This window comes from Paraburkholderia sp. CNPSo 3272 (genome assembly GCF_024206495.1).
Taxonomy (GTDB): Bacteria; Pseudomonadota; Gammaproteobacteria; order Burkholderiales; family Burkholderiaceae; genus Paraburkholderia.
Window position 1 is genome coordinate 35,034 of sequence record NZ_JAMBPQ010000002.1, and the last position, 17,227, is coordinate 52,260.

The window sequence follows — 17,227 nt, forward strand, 5'->3', positions numbered from 1 at the left end:
AATACGTCGGATACGTCGGTTACGTCGCCATCGCAAGAGAACAACGCGCCCGCGCAGAACGACGCGCCTGCAGGCCCCGAATCCCCCGCGGACCCCGCCGCGCCCGCGCCGCCCGCCGGCGGCGGCAACGGCGTCTCCCGCTTCAAGTAAAATGAGCGCCCATGGCTAACCTTGCACTTTTTGATCTCGATCACACGCTGATCCCCACCGACAGCGACCACGAATGGGGCCGCTTCATGGTGAGGCTCGGCATTGTCGACGGCGAGCGCTTCGCGCAGCAAAACGACCGCTTCTATGCCGACTACAAGGCCGGCAAGCTCGACATCCACGCGTACCTCGTCGCCATGCTCACGCCGCTCGCGAAATATTCGCGCGCGCAGTTGACGCAGTGGCACGACCAGTACATGCACGAGGTGATCAAGCCGACCATCCTGCCGAGCGCGGTCGAGCTCGTGAAAAAGCACAAGGAAGCGGGCGATCTCTGCTGCGTGGTCACGGCCACCAACGAGTTCATCACGGCGCCCATCGCCGAGGTGTTCGGTGTGGACAAGCTGATCGCGTGCGAAGTCGAAACCGTGGACGGCCATCCGGCCTCGGCCTTCACCGGCCGCCCGATGGGCACGCCCAGCTACCGCGAAGGCAAGATCGTGCGCGTCGAGCAATGGCTCGCCTCGCTCGGCAAGCACTTTTCGGACTTCGAGCACAGCTACTTCTACAGCGACTCGCACAACGACATTCCGCTGCTCGAAAAAGTCACCGACCCGATCGCCACCAACCCCGACGACACCCTGCGCGCTCACGCGCAACAAGCGGGCTGGCGCATTCTCGATTTGTTCCAAGCCCAGTGATCAAGAAACTCATCCGCAAGCTGTTCGGCCACGACGACGCCGAAGCGGCGCAAGACACCGAAGCCCCCGCCGCCGATCCGGACACGGCCTCGCATGAAGGCGCTGCCGCCGTCGCCGGCAGCACCCGCGCGCGCCGCAAGCCGGCCAGCGCGCAGAAGACCTCGAAGCCGCGCGGCGGCAAGGGCGCGCCCGATCCGGCCACGCCCGTCATCCTTTCCGCCGACGTCCACGGCATCAATCCCGCGCTGATCTCGCGCAACGCCGTGCGCGTGACCGAAGGTCTGCAGCAGGCGGGCTTCCGGGCCTTCATCGTCGGCGGCGCGGTGCGCGACCTGCTGCTCGGCGTGGCGCCCAAGGACTTCGACGTCGCCACCGACGCCACGCCCGACCAGGTGCAGAAGCTGTTCCGCCGCGCGCGCATCATCGGCCGGCGCTTCCAGATCGTGCACGTGCAGTTCGGCCAGGAAATCATCGAGGTCTCGACGTTCCGCGCGCTCGTGGATGCGCCGGCCGCCGACGCCGAAGCGCCCGCTCCGGCGCCCGCAAAGCGCATGCGCCGCGACGAACTCGACCGCAAGACGCACCACGTGGATGCGAGTGGCCGCGTGCTGCGCGACAACGTCTGGGGCGAACAGCACGAAGACGCCACGCGCCGCGACTTCACGATCAACGCGATGTACTACGATCCGGCCACGCAAACCGTGCTGGACTACCACAACGGCATGGCCGACATGCGCGCGCGTCTGCTGCGCATGATCGGCGACCCGGCCACGCGTTATCGCGAAGATCCGGTGCGCATGCTGCGCGTGGTGCGTTTCGCGGCGAAGCTCGGCTTCGAGATCGAAGAGCACACGCGCGACCCCATCGTGAAGCTCGCCGACCTCATCAACAACGTACCGGCCGCGCGTCTTTTCGACGAAATGCTCAAGCTGCTGCTCTCGGGCCACGCGCTCGAGTGCCTCAAGTGGTTGCGCAAGGAAGGGCTGCATCACGGCCTGCTGCCGCTGCTCGACGTGGTGCTCGAACAGCCGCAAGGCGAGCGCTTCATCACGCTCGCGCTCTCGAACACCGACGCGCGCGTGCGTGCAGGCAAGCCGGTGTCGCCGGGCTTCCTGTTCGCCACGCTGCTGTGGCACGACGTGCAGCAACGCTGGCAGCAATACACGGCCGAAGGCGAATTGCCCGTGCCGGCGCTGCATCGCGCGATGGACGACGTCATCGACGCCCAAACGGAAAAACTGGCGATTCACCGTCGTTTTTCGTCGGACATGCGCGAGATCTGGGGCCTGCAGCTGCGCCTGGAAAAACGTGGCCGCGGCGCGATCAAGCTGCTGGAACACCAAAGATTTAGAGCGGGGTATGATTTCCTCCTGCTGCGCTGCGAATCGGGCGAGCTGGACGCCGAAGTCGGCCAATGGTGGACGGACTTCATTTCCGGCGACATCGCCGAGCGCGAGACGCTTCTCGCGCAGGGCGGCAAGGAACGCGCGCCGCGCAAACGCCGCCGCCGCGGCGGCGCGAAGAGCCGCAGAACGGGCGAAGGTGCTGTATCGGAAGCCGGCGCGGCCGGTGACGTGCATGAAGCCAGCAGTGCGGACTATGACGGCCACACCGGTCCGCACGAGGACTGACGCCGTGCGGCGTCGCGGCTTGCCGCGGCGCACATGCGTCGAACCGCAACAAAAGTCGCAGGAAGTGAAGCCATGACGGTTGCCTGGCTGGGAATCGGCGCGAATCTGGGGGATGCGCGCCAGACCCTCAAAGACGCGGTGGTGTGCCTCGCACAACAGCACACCCTCACCGTCGTCGCCAAATCGAGTCTGTACCGCACCGCGCCCATCGACGCGGGCGGCGACGACTATTACAACTGCGTCGTGAAGATCGAGACGAGTCTCGACGTTCACGCGCTGCTCGGCCTGTGCCAGCGCGTGGAGCATCATTTCGGCCGGGAGCGTCCCTTTCGCAACGCGCCCCGCACGCTCGACATCGACATTCTGCTTTACGGCGACGCCACCCTCGACGAAACCGACCTCGTCGTGCCGCATCCGCGCATGACGGGCCGCGCGTTCGCCCTCGTGCCGCTCGTCGAGATCGATCCCGAACTCGTGATTCCGGGCCTCGGGCCCGCCAGCGCGTTCCTCGCCGCCGTGGCCGACCAGCGCATCGAGAAGGTCAAGCCGTTGTGCCAGTGCATGGGCGCGGTCCCCGCGCCGGACACGCCGCCCTCCGGCAACTGCCGATGAGCACGACACCCCTGCCCGTCGTCAGCGCGCGCGCCACGCGGCCGGCCGCGCTCCAGTACATCGTGATCGAAGGGCCGATCGGCGCGGGCAAGACCACGCTCGCGAGACGTCTCGCCGAACGCTGGTCGATGCAGACGCTGTTCGAATCGAATGCCGACAATCCGTTTCTGGAGCGCGTGTATCGCGACACTGCGCCCTCGTCGCATGCACTCGCCGCGCAACTGCATATCGCCTTGCAGCGCGAGCAACTTTCGCGCGATGTGGCCGCGCGCCGCGAAGCGGGCGTGCTGCTCGTGACGAATTTCCTTGCCGAGCGCAACGATCTGTTCGCGCGCCTCACACTCGCCGAAGACGAACTGCCGCTCTACCGCGCGCTCGCCTCCCGTCTGAGTTCGTCCGCGCCCGCGCCCGACCTCGTCGTCTATCTGCAGGCGAGCCCCGAGGCGCTGTACGCGCGCATCCAGAAGCGGGCGTTGCCGCGCGAGCTGACCATTTCGAGTGCGTTCCTGAGTGCGCTCTGCGACAGCTACAACGATTTTTTCTATCATTACGATCATGCGCCGGTGCTCACCGTCGGCGCGGAGCATCTGGATCTGGCAGGTTCCGACGCGGACCTCGCGCTCGTCGCCGAACGTATCGAGACGATGCGCGGCCGCAAGGAATCCTTCGTCAAGGGCACGTCGCTATAACCGCCTCATCGGCGCGATCGAGCGGCGCAGCCCCTCCCCGTTTTTCCCTTTCCCAACGGATTTCCCCATGACTTACCTGCAGGAAACGAGCCGCAGCGCGGTCACCGTGCCCAAACTCCAGGCCATGCGCGATGCAGGCGAACGCATCGCGATGCTGACGTGCTATGACGCGAGCTTCTCGGCGCTGTGCGATCGCGCGGGCGTCGATACGGTGCTGATCGGCGACTCGCTCGGCAACGTGCTCCAGGGGCACACCACGACGCTGCCCGTCACCATCGACGACATCGCCTATCACACGGCCTGCGTGGCGCGCGCGCAAACCAAGGCGCTGATCATCGCCGACCTGCCGTTCGGCAGCTTCGGCACACCCGAAGATGCGTTCGCAAACTCGGTGAAGCTCATGCGCGCCGGCGCGCAGATGGTCAAGATCGAGGGCGGCGAATGGCTCGCGCCCACGGTGAAGATGCTGGTGGAGCGCGCCGTGCCCGTGTGTGCGCACATCGGCCTCACGCCGCAGTCGGTGCATGCGTTCGGTGGCTTCAAGGTGCAGGGCAAGAGCGATGCGGCCGCCACGCAGATGATTCGTGACGCGCTGGCGCTGCAGGACGCGGGCGCACAGCTAGTGGTGATCGAGGCCGTGCCCGCGACGCTCGGCGCGGAAGTGACGAAGCAGTTGCGCATTCCGACCATCGGCATCGGCGCGGGCGTCGACTGCTCGGGCCAGGTGCTCGTGCTGCACGACATGCTCGGCATTTTCCCCGGCAAGCGGCCGCGCTTCGTGAAGGACTTCATGACGGGCCAACCCGATATCGAATCGGCGGTGCGCGCGTATGTACAGGCCGTGAAGGAAGGCACGTTCCCGGGGCCCGAGCACGTGTTCTGAGTCGGCAGCTTTGCGTCGCGGAATCAACAAAGCGCGCTCCGTTGGGAGCGCGCTTTGTTTTTGTGGTGGGCTACGGCCGTGATCTCATCGAATCAAGCGCGCTGGCACTGCGCCGCGCAGCGCGTTCGCGAGCATCAAGGCTTCGGCGTTAAGCACGTCGTCGCGCGTGAGCACGCGCTCCTGTGCGCCGAACGCTTCGTCGTCGAGCAGCATGCCGCGCATCACGCCCGGCAGCACGCCCGAGGCGAGCGGCGGCGTCAACCACTTGCCGTCGAGCTTCACGAACACGTTCGAGCGGCCGCCTTCGGTCAGCTCGCCGCGCTCGTTGAAGAACAGCATGTCGAAGCCGCCCTGCGCTTCGGCTTCGCGCCACGCGCGATCGAATTCGGCGCGGCGCGTGGTCTTGCGCAGCAACAGCGCGTCGGCGGATTCGACCGGCGCAAAGCCGTAGTCTGATGCCAGCAGCACGCCTACGGTGTCTTGCGCGAGCGGCGCAAGCGGTGCGCTGGTAATCGTCGCTGCCCCGCTCTTGCCGAGCGCGAGACGCAGACGGTGCGGCGCATTTTGGTCAGCAAATTTGGCCAAGGCTTCGTCGATGCGCGCTCGCAACGCTCGAACGTCGCACGGGAAGCCGAGCCACGCCGCGCTTGCGGCGAGCCGCGTGAGATGGCGCTCCACGTGCCGCACGCCACCAGCGCGCGTCGCGTACATCGTTTCGAAGCATTCGATACCCGGATCGGCATCGGTCAGAAAACGGGCTTTCAAGCGGCACTCCTCGTATTCGTCGGCGGCCACGCTGTCGAGCACGATGCCCGCGCCGACGCCCATTTCGCCGCGCCGCGTGGCGCCCGTGCCCCGCGAGGGCGCATCGAGCGTCAACGTGCGGATCACGACGGAGAGACAAAAGTCGCCGCAAGCCTCACCTGCCGAGGGCGCTTCGAGCCAGCCTATCGTGCCGGTGTAAAGTCCGCGCGGCGCGTGCTCGAGCGCTTCGATCAATTCCATCGTCCGGTGCTTGGGCGCACCCGTAATCGAGCCGCACGGAAAAAGCGCGCGCATGGCACCGGCGAATGTCGTGCCTTGGCGCAGCGTGGCTTCCACGGTCGAAGTCATCTGCCAGACGGAAGCGTAGGGCTCGACGCTAAAGAGCGCCGGGACGCGCACCGAGCCGGTTTGCGCGACGCGCGAGAGGTCGTTGCGCAGCAAATCGACGATCATCACGTTTTCGGCGCGGTTCTTCGGATCGTTGGCGAGAAAGCGCGCGGCGGCGGCGTCCTGCTGCGCATCGGCGCTGCGCGCGGCCGTGCCCTTCATCGGTTTCGCGCGCAACGTTTGGCCGCGCTTCTCCACGAACAGCTCCGGCGAGCACGAAAGCACCCAGCGGTCGCCCGGCAACGCGATCAGCGCGCCGTAACGCACGCGCTGACGCTCGCGCAAGCGCCTGTAAAGCGCGAGCGGCGAACCGTATGCCTCGAAGCCGAGCCGGTAGGTGTAGTTGATCTGATACGAGTCGCCCGCGCGCAAGGCGTCCTGCACGGCGGCGATGTCCTGCTCGAAGCGCTCGCGATCGACACCGATCGTCACACCCGCCACGCCCGCTGGCGCAGGCGCTTCACTGTCCTCCTGCGTTGCGAGCCAAGCGTCGGCTTCCTCGCGCGAGAGCGCTTCACAGCGTTCGAACAATAAAAAACGCAGCGCGGCGTGACCGTGCTGCGTTTCGATGGATGAGGTCGTGTCGCGCTTTGCGAATTCGAGCGTGCGCCCGAACTCGTAGTCGCCGATCACGAGGGCGTGAAGTCCCTTGCCCAGTTCGGCATTCACTTGCGTGCACACCGCGTCGAGATCCGCGGCGAGCTCGCATGCGAGCTCGCGCACGAACCCCGTATAGAGGCGGCTCGAGCGGCTAGCCGCCGTCGAGTCGCCATCGTCGAGCAGCGCGAAAGTCGCGCCGCCAGCATTGACTGCCATTGCGATCACTACCTGCTGCTTACCTGCTGCATGGTGACGCCGGAAAAGCGCGTCAGTCGAAGAAGCTCTTCACGCGGTCGAACCAACTTTTGCTTTGGGGGCTGTGGCGCGAACCGCCTTCTACGAGCGACTTCTCGAACTGCTGCAGCATCTCGCGCTGGTGATCGGTGAGCTTGACCGGCGTTTCCACCTGGACATGCACATACAGATCGCCGGCGATGCTCGAACGCAGGCCCTTGATGCCCTTGCCGCGCAAGCGGAACGTCTTGCCCGACTGCGTGCCTTCGGGCACCGTGAAACTCGCGCGGCCCGCCAGCGTCGGCACTTCGATCTCGCCGCCCAGCGCCGCCGTGGTGAACGGAATCGGCATCTGGCAGTGCAGGTCGTCGCCGTCGCGCTCGAACACCGCGTGCTGCTTGATGTGAATCTCGACGTACAGATCGCCCGACGGTCCGCCGTTGATGCCCGGCTCGCCGTTGCCGGCAGAGCGGATGCGCATGCCGTCGTCGATACCCGCCGGAATCTTCACTTCGAGCGTCTTGGTTTCCTTGACCTTGCCTGCGCCGTGGCAGTTCGTGCATGGCTCGGGAATGTAGGAACCCGTGCCGTGGCATTTCGGGCAAGTCTGCTGGATGCTGAAGAAGCCCTGCGACATGCGCACCGAACCCGAACCATGGCAGGTCGGGCAGGTTTCGGGCTTCGTGCCGGGCTTCGCGCCCGAGCCGTGACAGACTTCACAGCCGGTCCAGCCCGGCACGCGGATCTGCGTCTCGTAGCCGTGCGCCGCCTGCTCTAGCGAGATTTCCATGCTGTAGCGCAGGTCCGCGCCGCGATACACCTGCGGGCCGCCGCGCTGGCCGCCGCGGCCGCCGCCAGCGGCCTGGCCGAAGATATCGCCGAAGATGTCGCCGAAAGCGTCCGCGAACCCGCCGAAGCCCTGCGCGCCCGCGCCGCCCATGTTGGGATCGACACCGGCGTGGCCGTACTGGTCGTAAGCGGCGCGCTTTTGCGAGTCCGACAGCATTTCGTAGGCCTCTTTGGCCTCCTTGAAATGCTCTTCCGCATCCTTGTTGTCCGGATTGCGGTCGGGGTGGTACTTCATCGCGAGCTTGCGATACGCCTTCTTGATTTCGTCGTCGCTCGCGTTCTTCGCGACGCCCAGAACCTCGTAGTAATCCCGTTTCGCCATATCGGTTCAACGCCGGCCTCGCGCTTCACGGCGCGCGCCGGCTCCTCTTGAATGCTGGATCTCGTGACCCGTTTGCCATTCCCTTGAACATCCGCACGGGCGCTTCTCGCGCCGCGGCGGCCCCTAAGAGAGAACGGCCTCCATAAAACAAATGTGCCCGGAGAGCCGGATGGCTCGCCAGGCGCTGCAATGCTGACACGCATCGTAACCGATGCGGCCGCTTTCGTAGCCGCTTTCATCGGATCACGACCGTCTGCCGATCAGGCGGAACGGTCGTGACCGCCACGAACCGACTTAGTCCTTCTTGACTTCCTTGAACTCGGCGTCGACCACGTCGTCGGCGTTGTTCTGCCCGCCTTGCTCGGCAGCACCGGCACCTGCGGCACCCGCACCGGCTGCACCGGCCGCACCTGCCTGCTGCGCCTGCATGTCGGCGTACATCTTTTCGCCGAGCTTCTGCGACGCTGCCGACAGCGCCTCGACCTTCGCCTCGATCGCCGCCTTGTCGGCCGACGAGCTCTTCAGCGTTTCTTCGAGGTCCTTGAGCGCGGCTTCGATCTTTTCCTTTTCGGAAGCGTCGATCTTGTCGCCGTACTCGGCCACGGCCTTCTTCGTGCTGTGAACCAGCGCGTCGCCCTGGTTGCGCGCGTCGGCAATCTCGCGCAGACGGTGATCTTCTTCCGCGTTCGCTTCGGCGTCCTTCACCATCTTCTCGATTTCGGCTTCCGACAGACCCGAGTTCGCCTTGATGGTGATCTTGTTTTCCTTGCCGGTGGCCTTGTCCTTCGCGCCCACGTGCAGAATGCCGTTCGCGTCGATGTCGAAGGTCACTTCGATCTGCGGCACGCCGCGCGGTGCGGGCGGAATGCCTTCGAGGTTGAACTCGCCCAGCAGCTTGTTGCCCGCTGCCATTTCACGTTCGCCCTGGAACACCTTGATCGTCACGGCCGACTGGCTGTCGTCCGCCGTCGAGTAGACCTGTGCGTGCTTGGTCGGGATCGTGGTGTTCTTGTTGATCATCTTCGTCATCACGCCGCCGAGCGTCTCGATACCGAGCGAGAGCGGGGTCACGTCGAGGAGCAGCACGTCCTTGCGGTCGCCCGACAGAACCTGGCCCTGGATCGCGGCGCCAACGGCCACGGCTTCGTCCGGGTTCACGTCACGGCGCGGGTCCTTGCCGAAGAACTCCTTGACCTTCTCCTGCACCTTCGGCATACGCGTTTGACCGCCGACGAGAATCACGTCGTCGATGTCGCCAACCTTCACGCCTGCGTCCTTGATCGCGACGCGGCACGGCTCGATGGTGCGCTCGATCAGGTCTTCGACCAGCGCTTCCAGCTTGGCGCGCGTGAACTTCAGGTTCAAGTGCTTCGGACCCGACGCATCCGCCGTGATGTACGGCAGGTTGATGTCGGTCTGCTGGCCCGACGACAGTTCGATCTTGGCCTTCTCAGCGGCTTCCTTCAGGCGTTGCAGCGCGAGCACGTCCTTCGAGAGGTCGACGCCCTGCTCTTTCTTGAACTCGCCGATGATGTAATCGATGATGCGCTGGTCGAAGTCTTCACCGCCGAGGAAGGTGTCGCCGTTGGTCGAGAGCACTTCGAACTGCATTTCGCCGTCGACATCCGCGATTTCGATGATCGAGATGTCGAACGTGCCGCCGCCCAAGTCGAACACGGCGATCTTGCGGTCACCCTTTTCGGCCTTGTCCAGACCGAACGCGAGCGCGGCTGCAGTAGGCTCGTTGATGATGCGCTTGACTTCCAGACCGGCGATGCGGCCTGCGTCCTTGGTGGCCTGACGCTGGCTGTCGTTGAAGTACGCGGGAACCGTGATCACGGCTTCGGTGACCGGCTCGCCGAGGTAGTCTTCAGCGGTCTTCTTCATCTTGCGCAGCACTTCAGCCGAAACCTGCGAAGGCGCGAGCTTCGAGCCGTGCGCTTCGACCCATGCGTCGCCGTTGTCGTGCTTGACGATCTTGTAGGGCATCAGGCCGATGTCCTTCTGCACTTCCTTCTCTTCGAAGCGGCGGCCGATCAGGCGCTTGACCGCGTACAGCGTGTTCTTCGGGTTGGTGACCGACTGGCGCTTGGCCGGTGCGCCGACCAGCACTTCGTTGTCGTCCATGTAGGCGATGATCGACGGCGTCGTACGGGCGCCTTCCGAGTTCTCGATCACCTTGACCTGATTGCCTTCCATCAGCGCCACGCACGAGTTGGTGGTGCCGAGGTCAATACCAATGATTTTGCCCATTTTTGTCAAATCTCCAGAATTTGGTCGCTGTGCGGACGCCGCTTTCGCGCTGCGCAGGTAACTACATGCTCGAGCCGCGTTTTCCCTTGTGCGCGGCTGGCGCCCACTTCAATACGGAACTGCTGCCCAAATAAGTGCCGTTACGGCGATTTCAAGGGGTTTGGGCTATGCGTTCCATCATTTTTTTCAATCGCACGGCCTTAGGGGTTCCCTGGATGCCTTCAGGCCGCCGCCACTACTTACGTTTTTCTTACTTCGGTGCCGAAACGGTCACGAGCGCCGGACGCAGCACGCGGTCGGCGATCACATAGCCCTTTTGCAGCACGCTGACCACCGTGTTCGCTTCCTGCTCGGACGGCACCATCGAGATGGCCTGGTGACGGTGCGGGTCGAACTTCTCGCCCACTGGGTTGATGGCGAGGACCTTGCCTTTTTCGAGCGCGCCGGTCAGCTGCTTGAGCGTGAGTTCGACGCCTTCGTTGACCTTGGCGAGGTCGTCCGAGTTATGGGCGAGTGCGGCTTCGAGGCTGTCCATCACCGGCAGCAGATGCTCGGCGAAGTTTTCGATCGCGAACTTGTGCGCCTTGGCGACGTCTTCCTGCGCGCGGCGGCGCACGTTCTCGGTCTCGGCCTTGGCGCGGACGAAGGCGTCCTGCAATTCGGCGACCTTCGCTCGGGCTTCGTTAAGCTGGGCTTCGGCCAGTGCGGCCTCGGCAAGCGCCGCAGCGTTCTGGTCCACGCCGCCTTGGGCTGCCTGCCCGGCTGCTTCACCCGATTGGGGCTGGGCTGCCGGCGACGCCTCGTCCGCGGGCGTGGGGTTCTGGCTCGTCGGGTTCTCTTGCGTGTTTTCCATGTCGCTGAACGTGGTTGAATAGTGAAAAAAGGAACGAAGCTTCGGGCGCCATCACGCGGCCCACCCTGCTGCGCCTGCGGCCGTTGCGCCAGCACGACAGAGGCTTCGGTGATTGCGACAGCACATGGGTGCCGGATCGCTTGTTTCAAGAGGCTCTGTGGCTTTTTTATACAAAAATCAAGCCGCGAAATCGCCCGTAACAATCATTACTGCAGCGCCGCAAAAATGAAATTGAGTAAGGGACATCCCTGACCTACACTCAGGAACAGGTGCTGCTCATGACGCGTTTACCCTGAGTCCGGCACCGCACCGAACGGGCCCGCGGACAGCACATTTTTTAGCGGCATCGCCGCACATAAAAACGCTGGCCGGGCCTCGAAACTGGCTGTTTTGCTGCGGTCCCAAGGGGAGTACCGTGAAACTGACCTTTGCCATATCGGTGGTCGCGCTGGTACTCATCGCCGGAACTACGACCATCTGCATGTCGGGCGCCGTGAACGAAAACACGACGGAATACGGGGGCGTGCACGCTACGATGGAAGCGCTCTTCAACCCTCACGCGAAAATTTGTCGATAGTGCGGCGGTCGCGCTTGGTCGGCCTGCCCTGCAACACGGCAGCCGGTTCGCGAAAGAGCCGGCGCCGGTCCTGCTCCGCCGCGCGCCGCTCGCGCCCGGCTTCGGTTTCCGCATAGAGCGTCTGCGCGATGCTGGCGGGTCCGCGCAACTCGCAAATCCCCAGCACCTGCACTTCCCACACCACGTGTTCGATCTCGATTTGGACGAGGTCGCCCACGCGCACGTCCTTCGACGCCTTCACGGCGTCGCCGCCAATGCGCACGCGCCCCTTGCCGACGGCGTCGGAGGCTAGCGAGCGCGTCTTGAAGAAGCGCGCTGCCCATAACCACTTGTCGATGCGCAGGCGCGCGCCAGGTTCAGTCGAAATCTTGTAGTTCATCAGAAGCCTTCCAGATGCACCGCCCAGTTCACGCTCAGTTCGCTGTATCAGGCCACTGCGCCAGCCGGGGCCGCGGCCTGCACGGGCCAGCCCTGCAGGTGCTGCGCAACAATCTCGCCCAGCGCCGCGATCCACGCGGGCGAGGCGTTCAGGCACGCGATGCGGTGAAATTCCTTGCCGCCGCCGTGCAGGAATTCGTCGCGCACTTCCATGCCGATTTCCTCGATAGTTTCCAGGCAATCCGCCGTGAAACCGGGGCAGAACACGTCCGCACGGCGCACGCCGCCCGCGCCCAGTTCCCGCAGCGTGGGCGCCGTGTACGGCTGGAGCCACTGCGCCCGCCCAAAGCGCGACTGAAAAGTCACCCGGCATTCGACCGGCGTCAGTTCCAGCGCGTGCATGAGGAGCGCGGCCGTTTGCTGGCACTGATCGTGGTAGGGGTCGCCCAGATCGAGTGTGCGGCTCGGCACGCCGTGAAAACTCAGCACGAGCCGGTCGCCCGCCGCGAAATTGGGTTTGCCGTGCGCGTGCCAGTACTGGTGCACCTGGGCCGCGAGCGCCGCGATATACGCCGGATGGTCGTGATAGCCGCGCACCGTGCGGATTTCCGGCTGGTTGCGCATGCGTCGCAGCGCGGCGAAAGCCGCGTCGAACGCCGTGGCCGTGGTCGACGCCGAGTACTGTGGGTACATCGGCATGAGAAGGATGCGCTCCGCGCCCGCCAGCTTGAGCTGGTTCAGCATCGCCGGGATGTCGGGCGTGCCGTAGCGCATCGCGTAGTCGACGAGGACCGTGTAGTCGTTGATCTGCAACAGATGGCGCAGGCCGTCGGCCTGCTTCTGCGTGTGCACGCGCAGCGGCGAGCCTTCGGGCGTCCAGACCGCCGCGTACTTCTTGGCCGACGAGCGGCCGCGAAACGGCAGGATCAGCGCGCGCAGGATGACCTGCCAGACCGGCGCGGGAATCTCGACCACGCGCGGATCGGAAAGAAACTGCGCCAGGTAGCGGCGCACGGCGCGCGGCGTGGGCGCGTCCGGCGTGCCCAGGTTGATGAGCAGCACGGCGACGCGATGCGCCGCGGCGGACTGCGAAGGCCGCTCCAGGTCGAAACGCATAGGCGATCAGTGGCGCCGCGCGCATGCGCAGCAACGGTTGCGTGAAAGAAGCATTATAGCGGGCGGTCCTGGCAGGCCAAACCCGACCCGCGACGCAGCGACTCACCGCACGATGGCCATTCGGCCGATGGCGCGCGCCACGCCTTTCGGGGATGATCGTCGGAAAGAGGGTGGTCCGAGGCCCGGTGCCCGATGCGGCGCTCAGTTCTGGCTGAGCGTGAGCGAGAGCAGGCGCGCAGTGATGTCGACGATCGGAATCACCCGGTTGTACGCCATTCGCGTCGGCCCGATCACGCCAAGCGTGCCGACGATCTTGCCGTTCACTTCATAGGGAGCCGTCACCACGCTCATTTCCTCGATCGGCACGAGTTGCGACTCGCCGCCAATGAAAATCTGCACGCCCTGCGCGTGGCTCGAGACGTCGAGCAGCTGCAGGAGGCTGGTTTTCTGGTCGAACACGTCGAAGAGCTTGCGCAGGCGCGCCATGTCCGAGGAAAGGTCGGCCACTTCGAGCAGATTGCGCTCGCCGGAAATGAGCAAGGTGTCGCCGCTTTCGGGCTCTTCGGTGCTCGCAGTTACGGCCGCGTGCATGAGCGTGGTCATGTCGCCGCGCAGCGCGTCGATTTCCTCGCGCAGGCGGCGGCGCACCTCGTCGAACGACAGTCCCGCGAAGTGCGCGTTGATGTAATTCGAGGCTTCGATGAGCTCGGAAGGCGTGAAGTCGCGCTGCGTCGCCATGATGCGGTTCTGCACGTCGCCTTCGGGCGTCACGATGATGAGCAGAATGCGCTTGTCCGACAGGCGCATGAACTCGATCTGCTTGAACACGTGGCTGCGCCGGGGTGTCAGCACCACACCCGCGAACTGGGAGAGGTTCGAGAGCACGCTGGCGGCCGCCGCCACCACTTTCTGCGGCTCGCCGGGGCGCAGCGTGGTCTTCACCGCCCGCGTGAGCGCGTCGTCGTCCGAACTGGGCTCGACGGTGAGCATGGTGTCGACGAACAGGCGGTAGCCGCGCGGCGTGGGCACACGCCCCGCCGAGGTATGCGGGCTGGACACGAGACCCAACTCCTCGAGGTCCGACATGACGTTGCGGATCGTCGCCGGGCTCAGCTCCAGGCCGGAATAGCGCGACAGCGTGCGCGAGCCGACCGGCTGACCTTCGGCGATGTAGCGCTCGATCAGCGTCTTGAGGAGGGTTTGTGCGCGAGGATCTAGCATGACTCAAAATTTTAGCCTAATGGCGCTTTGCCCGCGAGTGCGCCGCCAGGCCGGCCACAGCGGGGCGGCCCGCAGCGCGCTGGGCGGCCCGGTTTCGGCCGCCGTCGCCGGGCGCATTGCACTGCACATCGCCCGTTCCCCCGCGCGTTGTCATCGCCGTGTCACCGGCTTCGGGCTGGAGGTCGCGGCGCGCAAGGCCTGGCGGGCCCCGCCCGGCGTGGCGCCAGGTTCTTTTCGCGACCTGACTATGGTGTAATGCCGGCATGCAGATCCAGAAGATCCAGAGCCAGTTCAAGACGGTTGCGCTCGTTGGGCGCAGCAATACGCCAGGCATTGCCGAGCCGCTGACGGCGCTCGCCCAGACCATTTCGAAGCGCGGCTTCGAGGTCGTGTTCGAAGCGCAAACCGCAGAGGAAATCGGCGCCCAAGGCTACCCCGCGCTGCAGCCGGCCGAAATCGGCGCGCGCGCGGACGTGGCCGTCGTGCTCGGCGGCGACGGCACGATGCTCGGCATCGGCCGGCAGCTCGCGCCCTATCGCACGCCGCTCATCGGCATCAACCACGGGCGGCTCGGCTTCATTACCGACATCGCGTTCTCCGAGATGCAGGAGGTCGTACCGCAACTGCTCGCGGGCTCGTTCGAGCGCGAGGAACGCTCGCTGCTGGAGTCGCGCATCACGCGCGACGGCGACCCGATCTACCACGCGCTCGCCTTCAACGACGTGGTCGTGAACCGTAGCGGCTTTTCGGGCATGGCAGAGCTGCGCGTAAACGTGGATGGCCGCTTCATGTACAACCAGCGCTCCGACGGTCTGATCGTCGCGACACCCACGGGCTCGACCGCCTACGCGCTCTCGTCGCAGGGGCCGATCCTGCATCCGCAGTTGCAAGGCATCGTGCTCGTGCCGATCGCGCCGCACGCGCTCTCGAACCGACCGATCGTGCTGCCCGACGACTGCAAGGTGAGCATCCAGATCGTGGCGGGCCGCGACGTCAACGTGAACTTCGACATGCAGTCGTTCACGGCGCTGGAGCTGAACGACGTGATCGAGGTGCGCCGCTCGCGCCACACCGTGCCCTTCCTGCACCCGGTCGGCTACAGCTACTACCGCACGCTGCGCAAGAAGCTGCACTGGAACGAGCACCCCTCGCTGCAGGGCGATCCGGAGGGCTAAATTCGCGTCTTCGCGTGAAGCGCGCGGCCGTTGCCATGCAGCCAGCAGTCCCACGGTAATCAAAGCCAACCCAAAAAAAGCAGAATCAGACGCCATGCTTCGCCATCTCTCGATTCGCGACTTCGTGATCGTCGCCGCGCTCGACCTCGAATTCGACAGCGGCTTCACCGTGTTTTCCGGCGAGACGGGCGCGGGCAAATCGATCCTGATCGACGCCCTCGCCCTCACGCTCGGTACGCGCGCCGATGCGAGCGTGGTGCGCACGGGCGAGAGCCGCGCCGACATCACCGCCGAGTTCGACGTGCCCGCGCATGCCGCGCTTTGGCTCGACGAGCAGGCGCTCACGAACGGCGACGGCGAGCACACGGTTATGATGCGCCGCGTGGTGGACAGCGGCGGGCGCTCACGAGCCTTCATCAACGGGACGCCCGCCACGCTCGCGCAGCTGCGCGAGCTGGGCGAAATGCTCGTGGACATCCACGGCCAGCATGCGCACCAACTGCTCATGCGCCCCGACGCGCAACGCGAACTGTTCGACACGCACGCAGGCCTCACGGATCTCGCCGCCACCGTCACGCGCGCATGGCGCGACGCGCGCGACGCGCGTCTCGCCCTGCAGAGCGCCATGTCGCGCGACCGCGAGCTGCAGCTCGAGCGCGAGCGCCTCGCGTGGCAGCTCGCCGAACTCGACAAGCTAGCGCCGCAGCCGGGCGAATGGGAGGAAGTGAACGCGGAGCACGTGCGGCTTTCGAACTCGGCCAACCTGATAGAAGGCGTGCAAGGCGCGCTCGCGGCGTTATCCGAATCCGACGAGGCGATGCTCTCGCAGCTGAACTCGATCGTCTCGAAGCTGCGCTCTCTCGCCGAGGTCGACGCCGAGCTCAACGACGCCCTCGCCGCGCTCGAACCGGCCGCGATCCAGATCCAGGAAGCGGCGTACTCGCTCTCGCATTACGCGCAACGTCTCGATCTCGATCCGCAACATCTCGCGCAGGTCGAACGGCGCCTCGACGCGCTGCATTCGACGGCGCGCAAGTTCCGCCTGCCGGCCGAAACGTTACCTGAGGAACACGCGTCGCGCCGCCAGCAGCTCGCGGCACTCGATGCCGCATCCGATCTCGACGGCCTGCGCGCCGCCGAGCAGAAGGCGCAGGAAGCCTATCTCGTGCAGGCACGCCAGCTCTCGAAGGCGCGCGCCAAGGCGGCGAAGGCGCTCGGCTCGGCGGTCACGCAAGGCATGCAGGAACTGTCGATGGCCGGCGGCAGCTTCGAAGTCGCGCTCGTGGCGCTCGGCAGCAGCTCGACCGGCGAGCCGATCGGCGGGGCCCATGGTCTGGAGCAGATCGAATTCCGGGTGGCGGGCCATGCCGGCGTGCCGCTGCGCCCGCTCGCGAAAATCGCCTCCGGCGGCGAACTCGCACGCATCAGCCTCGCGCTTGCCGTGATCGCGAGCGCGGCGAGCCCCACGCCCACGCTGATCTTCGACGAAGTGGATACGGGCATTGGCGGCGGGGTCGCCGAAGTGGTGGGACGTTTGCTGCACCAGCTCGGTCGCGCGCGCCAGGTGCTGTGCGTGACGCACTTGCCGCAGGTCGCGGCGCGCGGCGATCACCACTTCCAGGTGGCGAAGTCCGGCGACGGCAACGGCGGCACGGTCTCGGCCGTCACGCCGCTCGACAGGGGCGGCCGGGTGGAGGAAGTCGCGCGCATGCTGGGCGGGCTGGAGATTACCGCGACGACCAGGCGGCATGCGAAGGAGATGCTAGCGGCTTGAGCTTCCCTGCCTCGTTGATACAACCCTAAATATTGCCTCCAATCAGTCCGAATTTAGGTC

At 65.6% G+C, this 17,227-nt stretch carries 14 protein-coding genes; 7 read left to right on the forward strand and 7 right to left on the reverse strand.

Going from position 1 to position 17,227, the window contains the following annotated elements:
- Window positions 1-161 precede the first annotated feature (161 nt).
- The 5 genes from M3I53_RS02575 (at window position 162) to panB (ending at window position 4,663) form a co-directional block, all read left to right on the forward strand.
- Window positions 162-848, forward strand: a complete 687-nt coding sequence (locus tag M3I53_RS02575; protein WP_254314420.1) for an HAD family phosphatase — start codon at window positions 162-164, stop codon at window positions 846-848.
- The gene (gene pcnB, locus M3I53_RS02580) at window positions 845-2,479 is read left to right on the forward strand and encodes a polynucleotide adenylyltransferase PcnB (RefSeq protein WP_254314421.1); all 1,635 of its coding nucleotides are present in this window, start codon (window positions 845-847) and stop codon (window positions 2,477-2,479) included. The genes M3I53_RS02575 and pcnB overlap by 4 nt, the downstream gene beginning before the upstream one ends.
- A gap of 72 nt (window positions 2,480-2,551) precedes the next feature.
- Window positions 2,552-3,091 (forward strand): 2-amino-4-hydroxy-6-hydroxymethyldihydropteridine diphosphokinase, encoded by a 540-nt coding sequence (gene folK / locus M3I53_RS02585; protein ID WP_254314422.1) that lies wholly within the window; start codon window positions 2,552-2,554, stop codon window positions 3,089-3,091.
- Window positions 3,088-3,780: a deoxynucleoside kinase gene (locus M3I53_RS02590; RefSeq protein ID WP_254314423.1), complete on the forward strand. Its 693-nt coding sequence runs from the start codon at window positions 3,088-3,090 to the stop codon at window positions 3,778-3,780. Before folK ends, M3I53_RS02590 begins: the two co-directional genes overlap by 4 nt.
- A 67-nt stretch (window positions 3,781-3,847) precedes the next feature.
- Entirely contained in the window at window positions 3,848-4,663 is an 816-nt protein-coding gene (panB, locus tag M3I53_RS02595) for a 3-methyl-2-oxobutanoate hydroxymethyltransferase (RefSeq protein ID WP_254314424.1), read from the forward strand.
- A gap of 84 nt (window positions 4,664-4,747) precedes the next feature.
- Here the strand turns inward: panB and pabB are convergent, their stop codons facing one another.
- From pabB to hrcA, 7 genes are all read right to left on the reverse strand, one after another.
- Window positions 4,748-6,631 carry an aminodeoxychorismate synthase component I gene (pabB, locus tag M3I53_RS02600; protein WP_254314425.1) on the reverse strand — a complete coding sequence of 628 codons (1,884 nt, stop codon included), beginning with the start codon at window positions 6,629-6,631 and terminating at the stop codon, window positions 4,748-4,750.
- A 52-nt stretch (window positions 6,632-6,683) separates the two neighbouring features.
- Complete coding sequence (gene dnaJ / locus M3I53_RS02605) at window positions 6,684-7,820, reverse strand: molecular chaperone DnaJ (RefSeq protein ID WP_254314426.1); 1,137 nt, start codon at window positions 7,818-7,820, stop codon at window positions 6,684-6,686.
- A gap of 294 nt (window positions 7,821-8,114) precedes the next feature.
- Window positions 8,115-10,073, reverse strand: a complete 1,959-nt coding sequence (gene dnaK, locus M3I53_RS02610; RefSeq protein WP_254314427.1) for a molecular chaperone DnaK — start codon at window positions 10,071-10,073, stop codon at window positions 8,115-8,117.
- 250 nt (window positions 10,074-10,323) lie between these two features.
- The gene (grpE, locus tag M3I53_RS02615; protein ID WP_254314428.1) at window positions 10,324-10,926 is read right to left on the reverse strand and encodes a nucleotide exchange factor GrpE; all 603 of its coding nucleotides are present in this window, start codon (window positions 10,924-10,926) and stop codon (window positions 10,324-10,326) included.
- 548 nt (window positions 10,927-11,474) lie between these two features.
- Window positions 11,475-11,882: an RNA-binding S4 domain-containing protein gene (locus M3I53_RS02620; protein ID WP_254314429.1), complete on the reverse strand. Its 408-nt coding sequence runs from the start codon at window positions 11,880-11,882 to the stop codon at window positions 11,475-11,477.
- Between the two features lie 47 nt (window positions 11,883-11,929).
- Entirely contained in the window at window positions 11,930-12,997 is a 1,068-nt protein-coding gene (hemH, locus tag M3I53_RS02625) for a ferrochelatase (protein ID WP_254314430.1), read from the reverse strand.
- Window positions 12,998-13,198: 201 nt separating this feature from the next.
- Complete coding sequence (gene hrcA, locus M3I53_RS02630) at window positions 13,199-14,218, reverse strand: heat-inducible transcriptional repressor HrcA (protein WP_028202023.1); 1,020 nt, start codon at window positions 14,216-14,218, stop codon at window positions 13,199-13,201.
- A gap of 263 nt (window positions 14,219-14,481) precedes the next feature.
- On the opposite strand from hrcA, the gene M3I53_RS02635 reads away from it, so the two are divergent.
- Both M3I53_RS02635 and recN read left to right on the forward strand, forming a co-directional pair.
- Window positions 14,482-15,393: an NAD kinase gene (locus M3I53_RS02635; RefSeq protein WP_254314431.1), complete on the forward strand. Its 912-nt coding sequence runs from the start codon at window positions 14,482-14,484 to the stop codon at window positions 15,391-15,393.
- 94 nt (window positions 15,394-15,487) lie between these two features.
- Window positions 15,488-17,167: a DNA repair protein RecN gene (recN, locus tag M3I53_RS02640; protein WP_254314432.1), complete on the forward strand. Its 1,680-nt coding sequence runs from the start codon at window positions 15,488-15,490 to the stop codon at window positions 17,165-17,167.
- The last annotated feature ends 60 nt before the right edge of the window (window positions 17,168-17,227 follow it).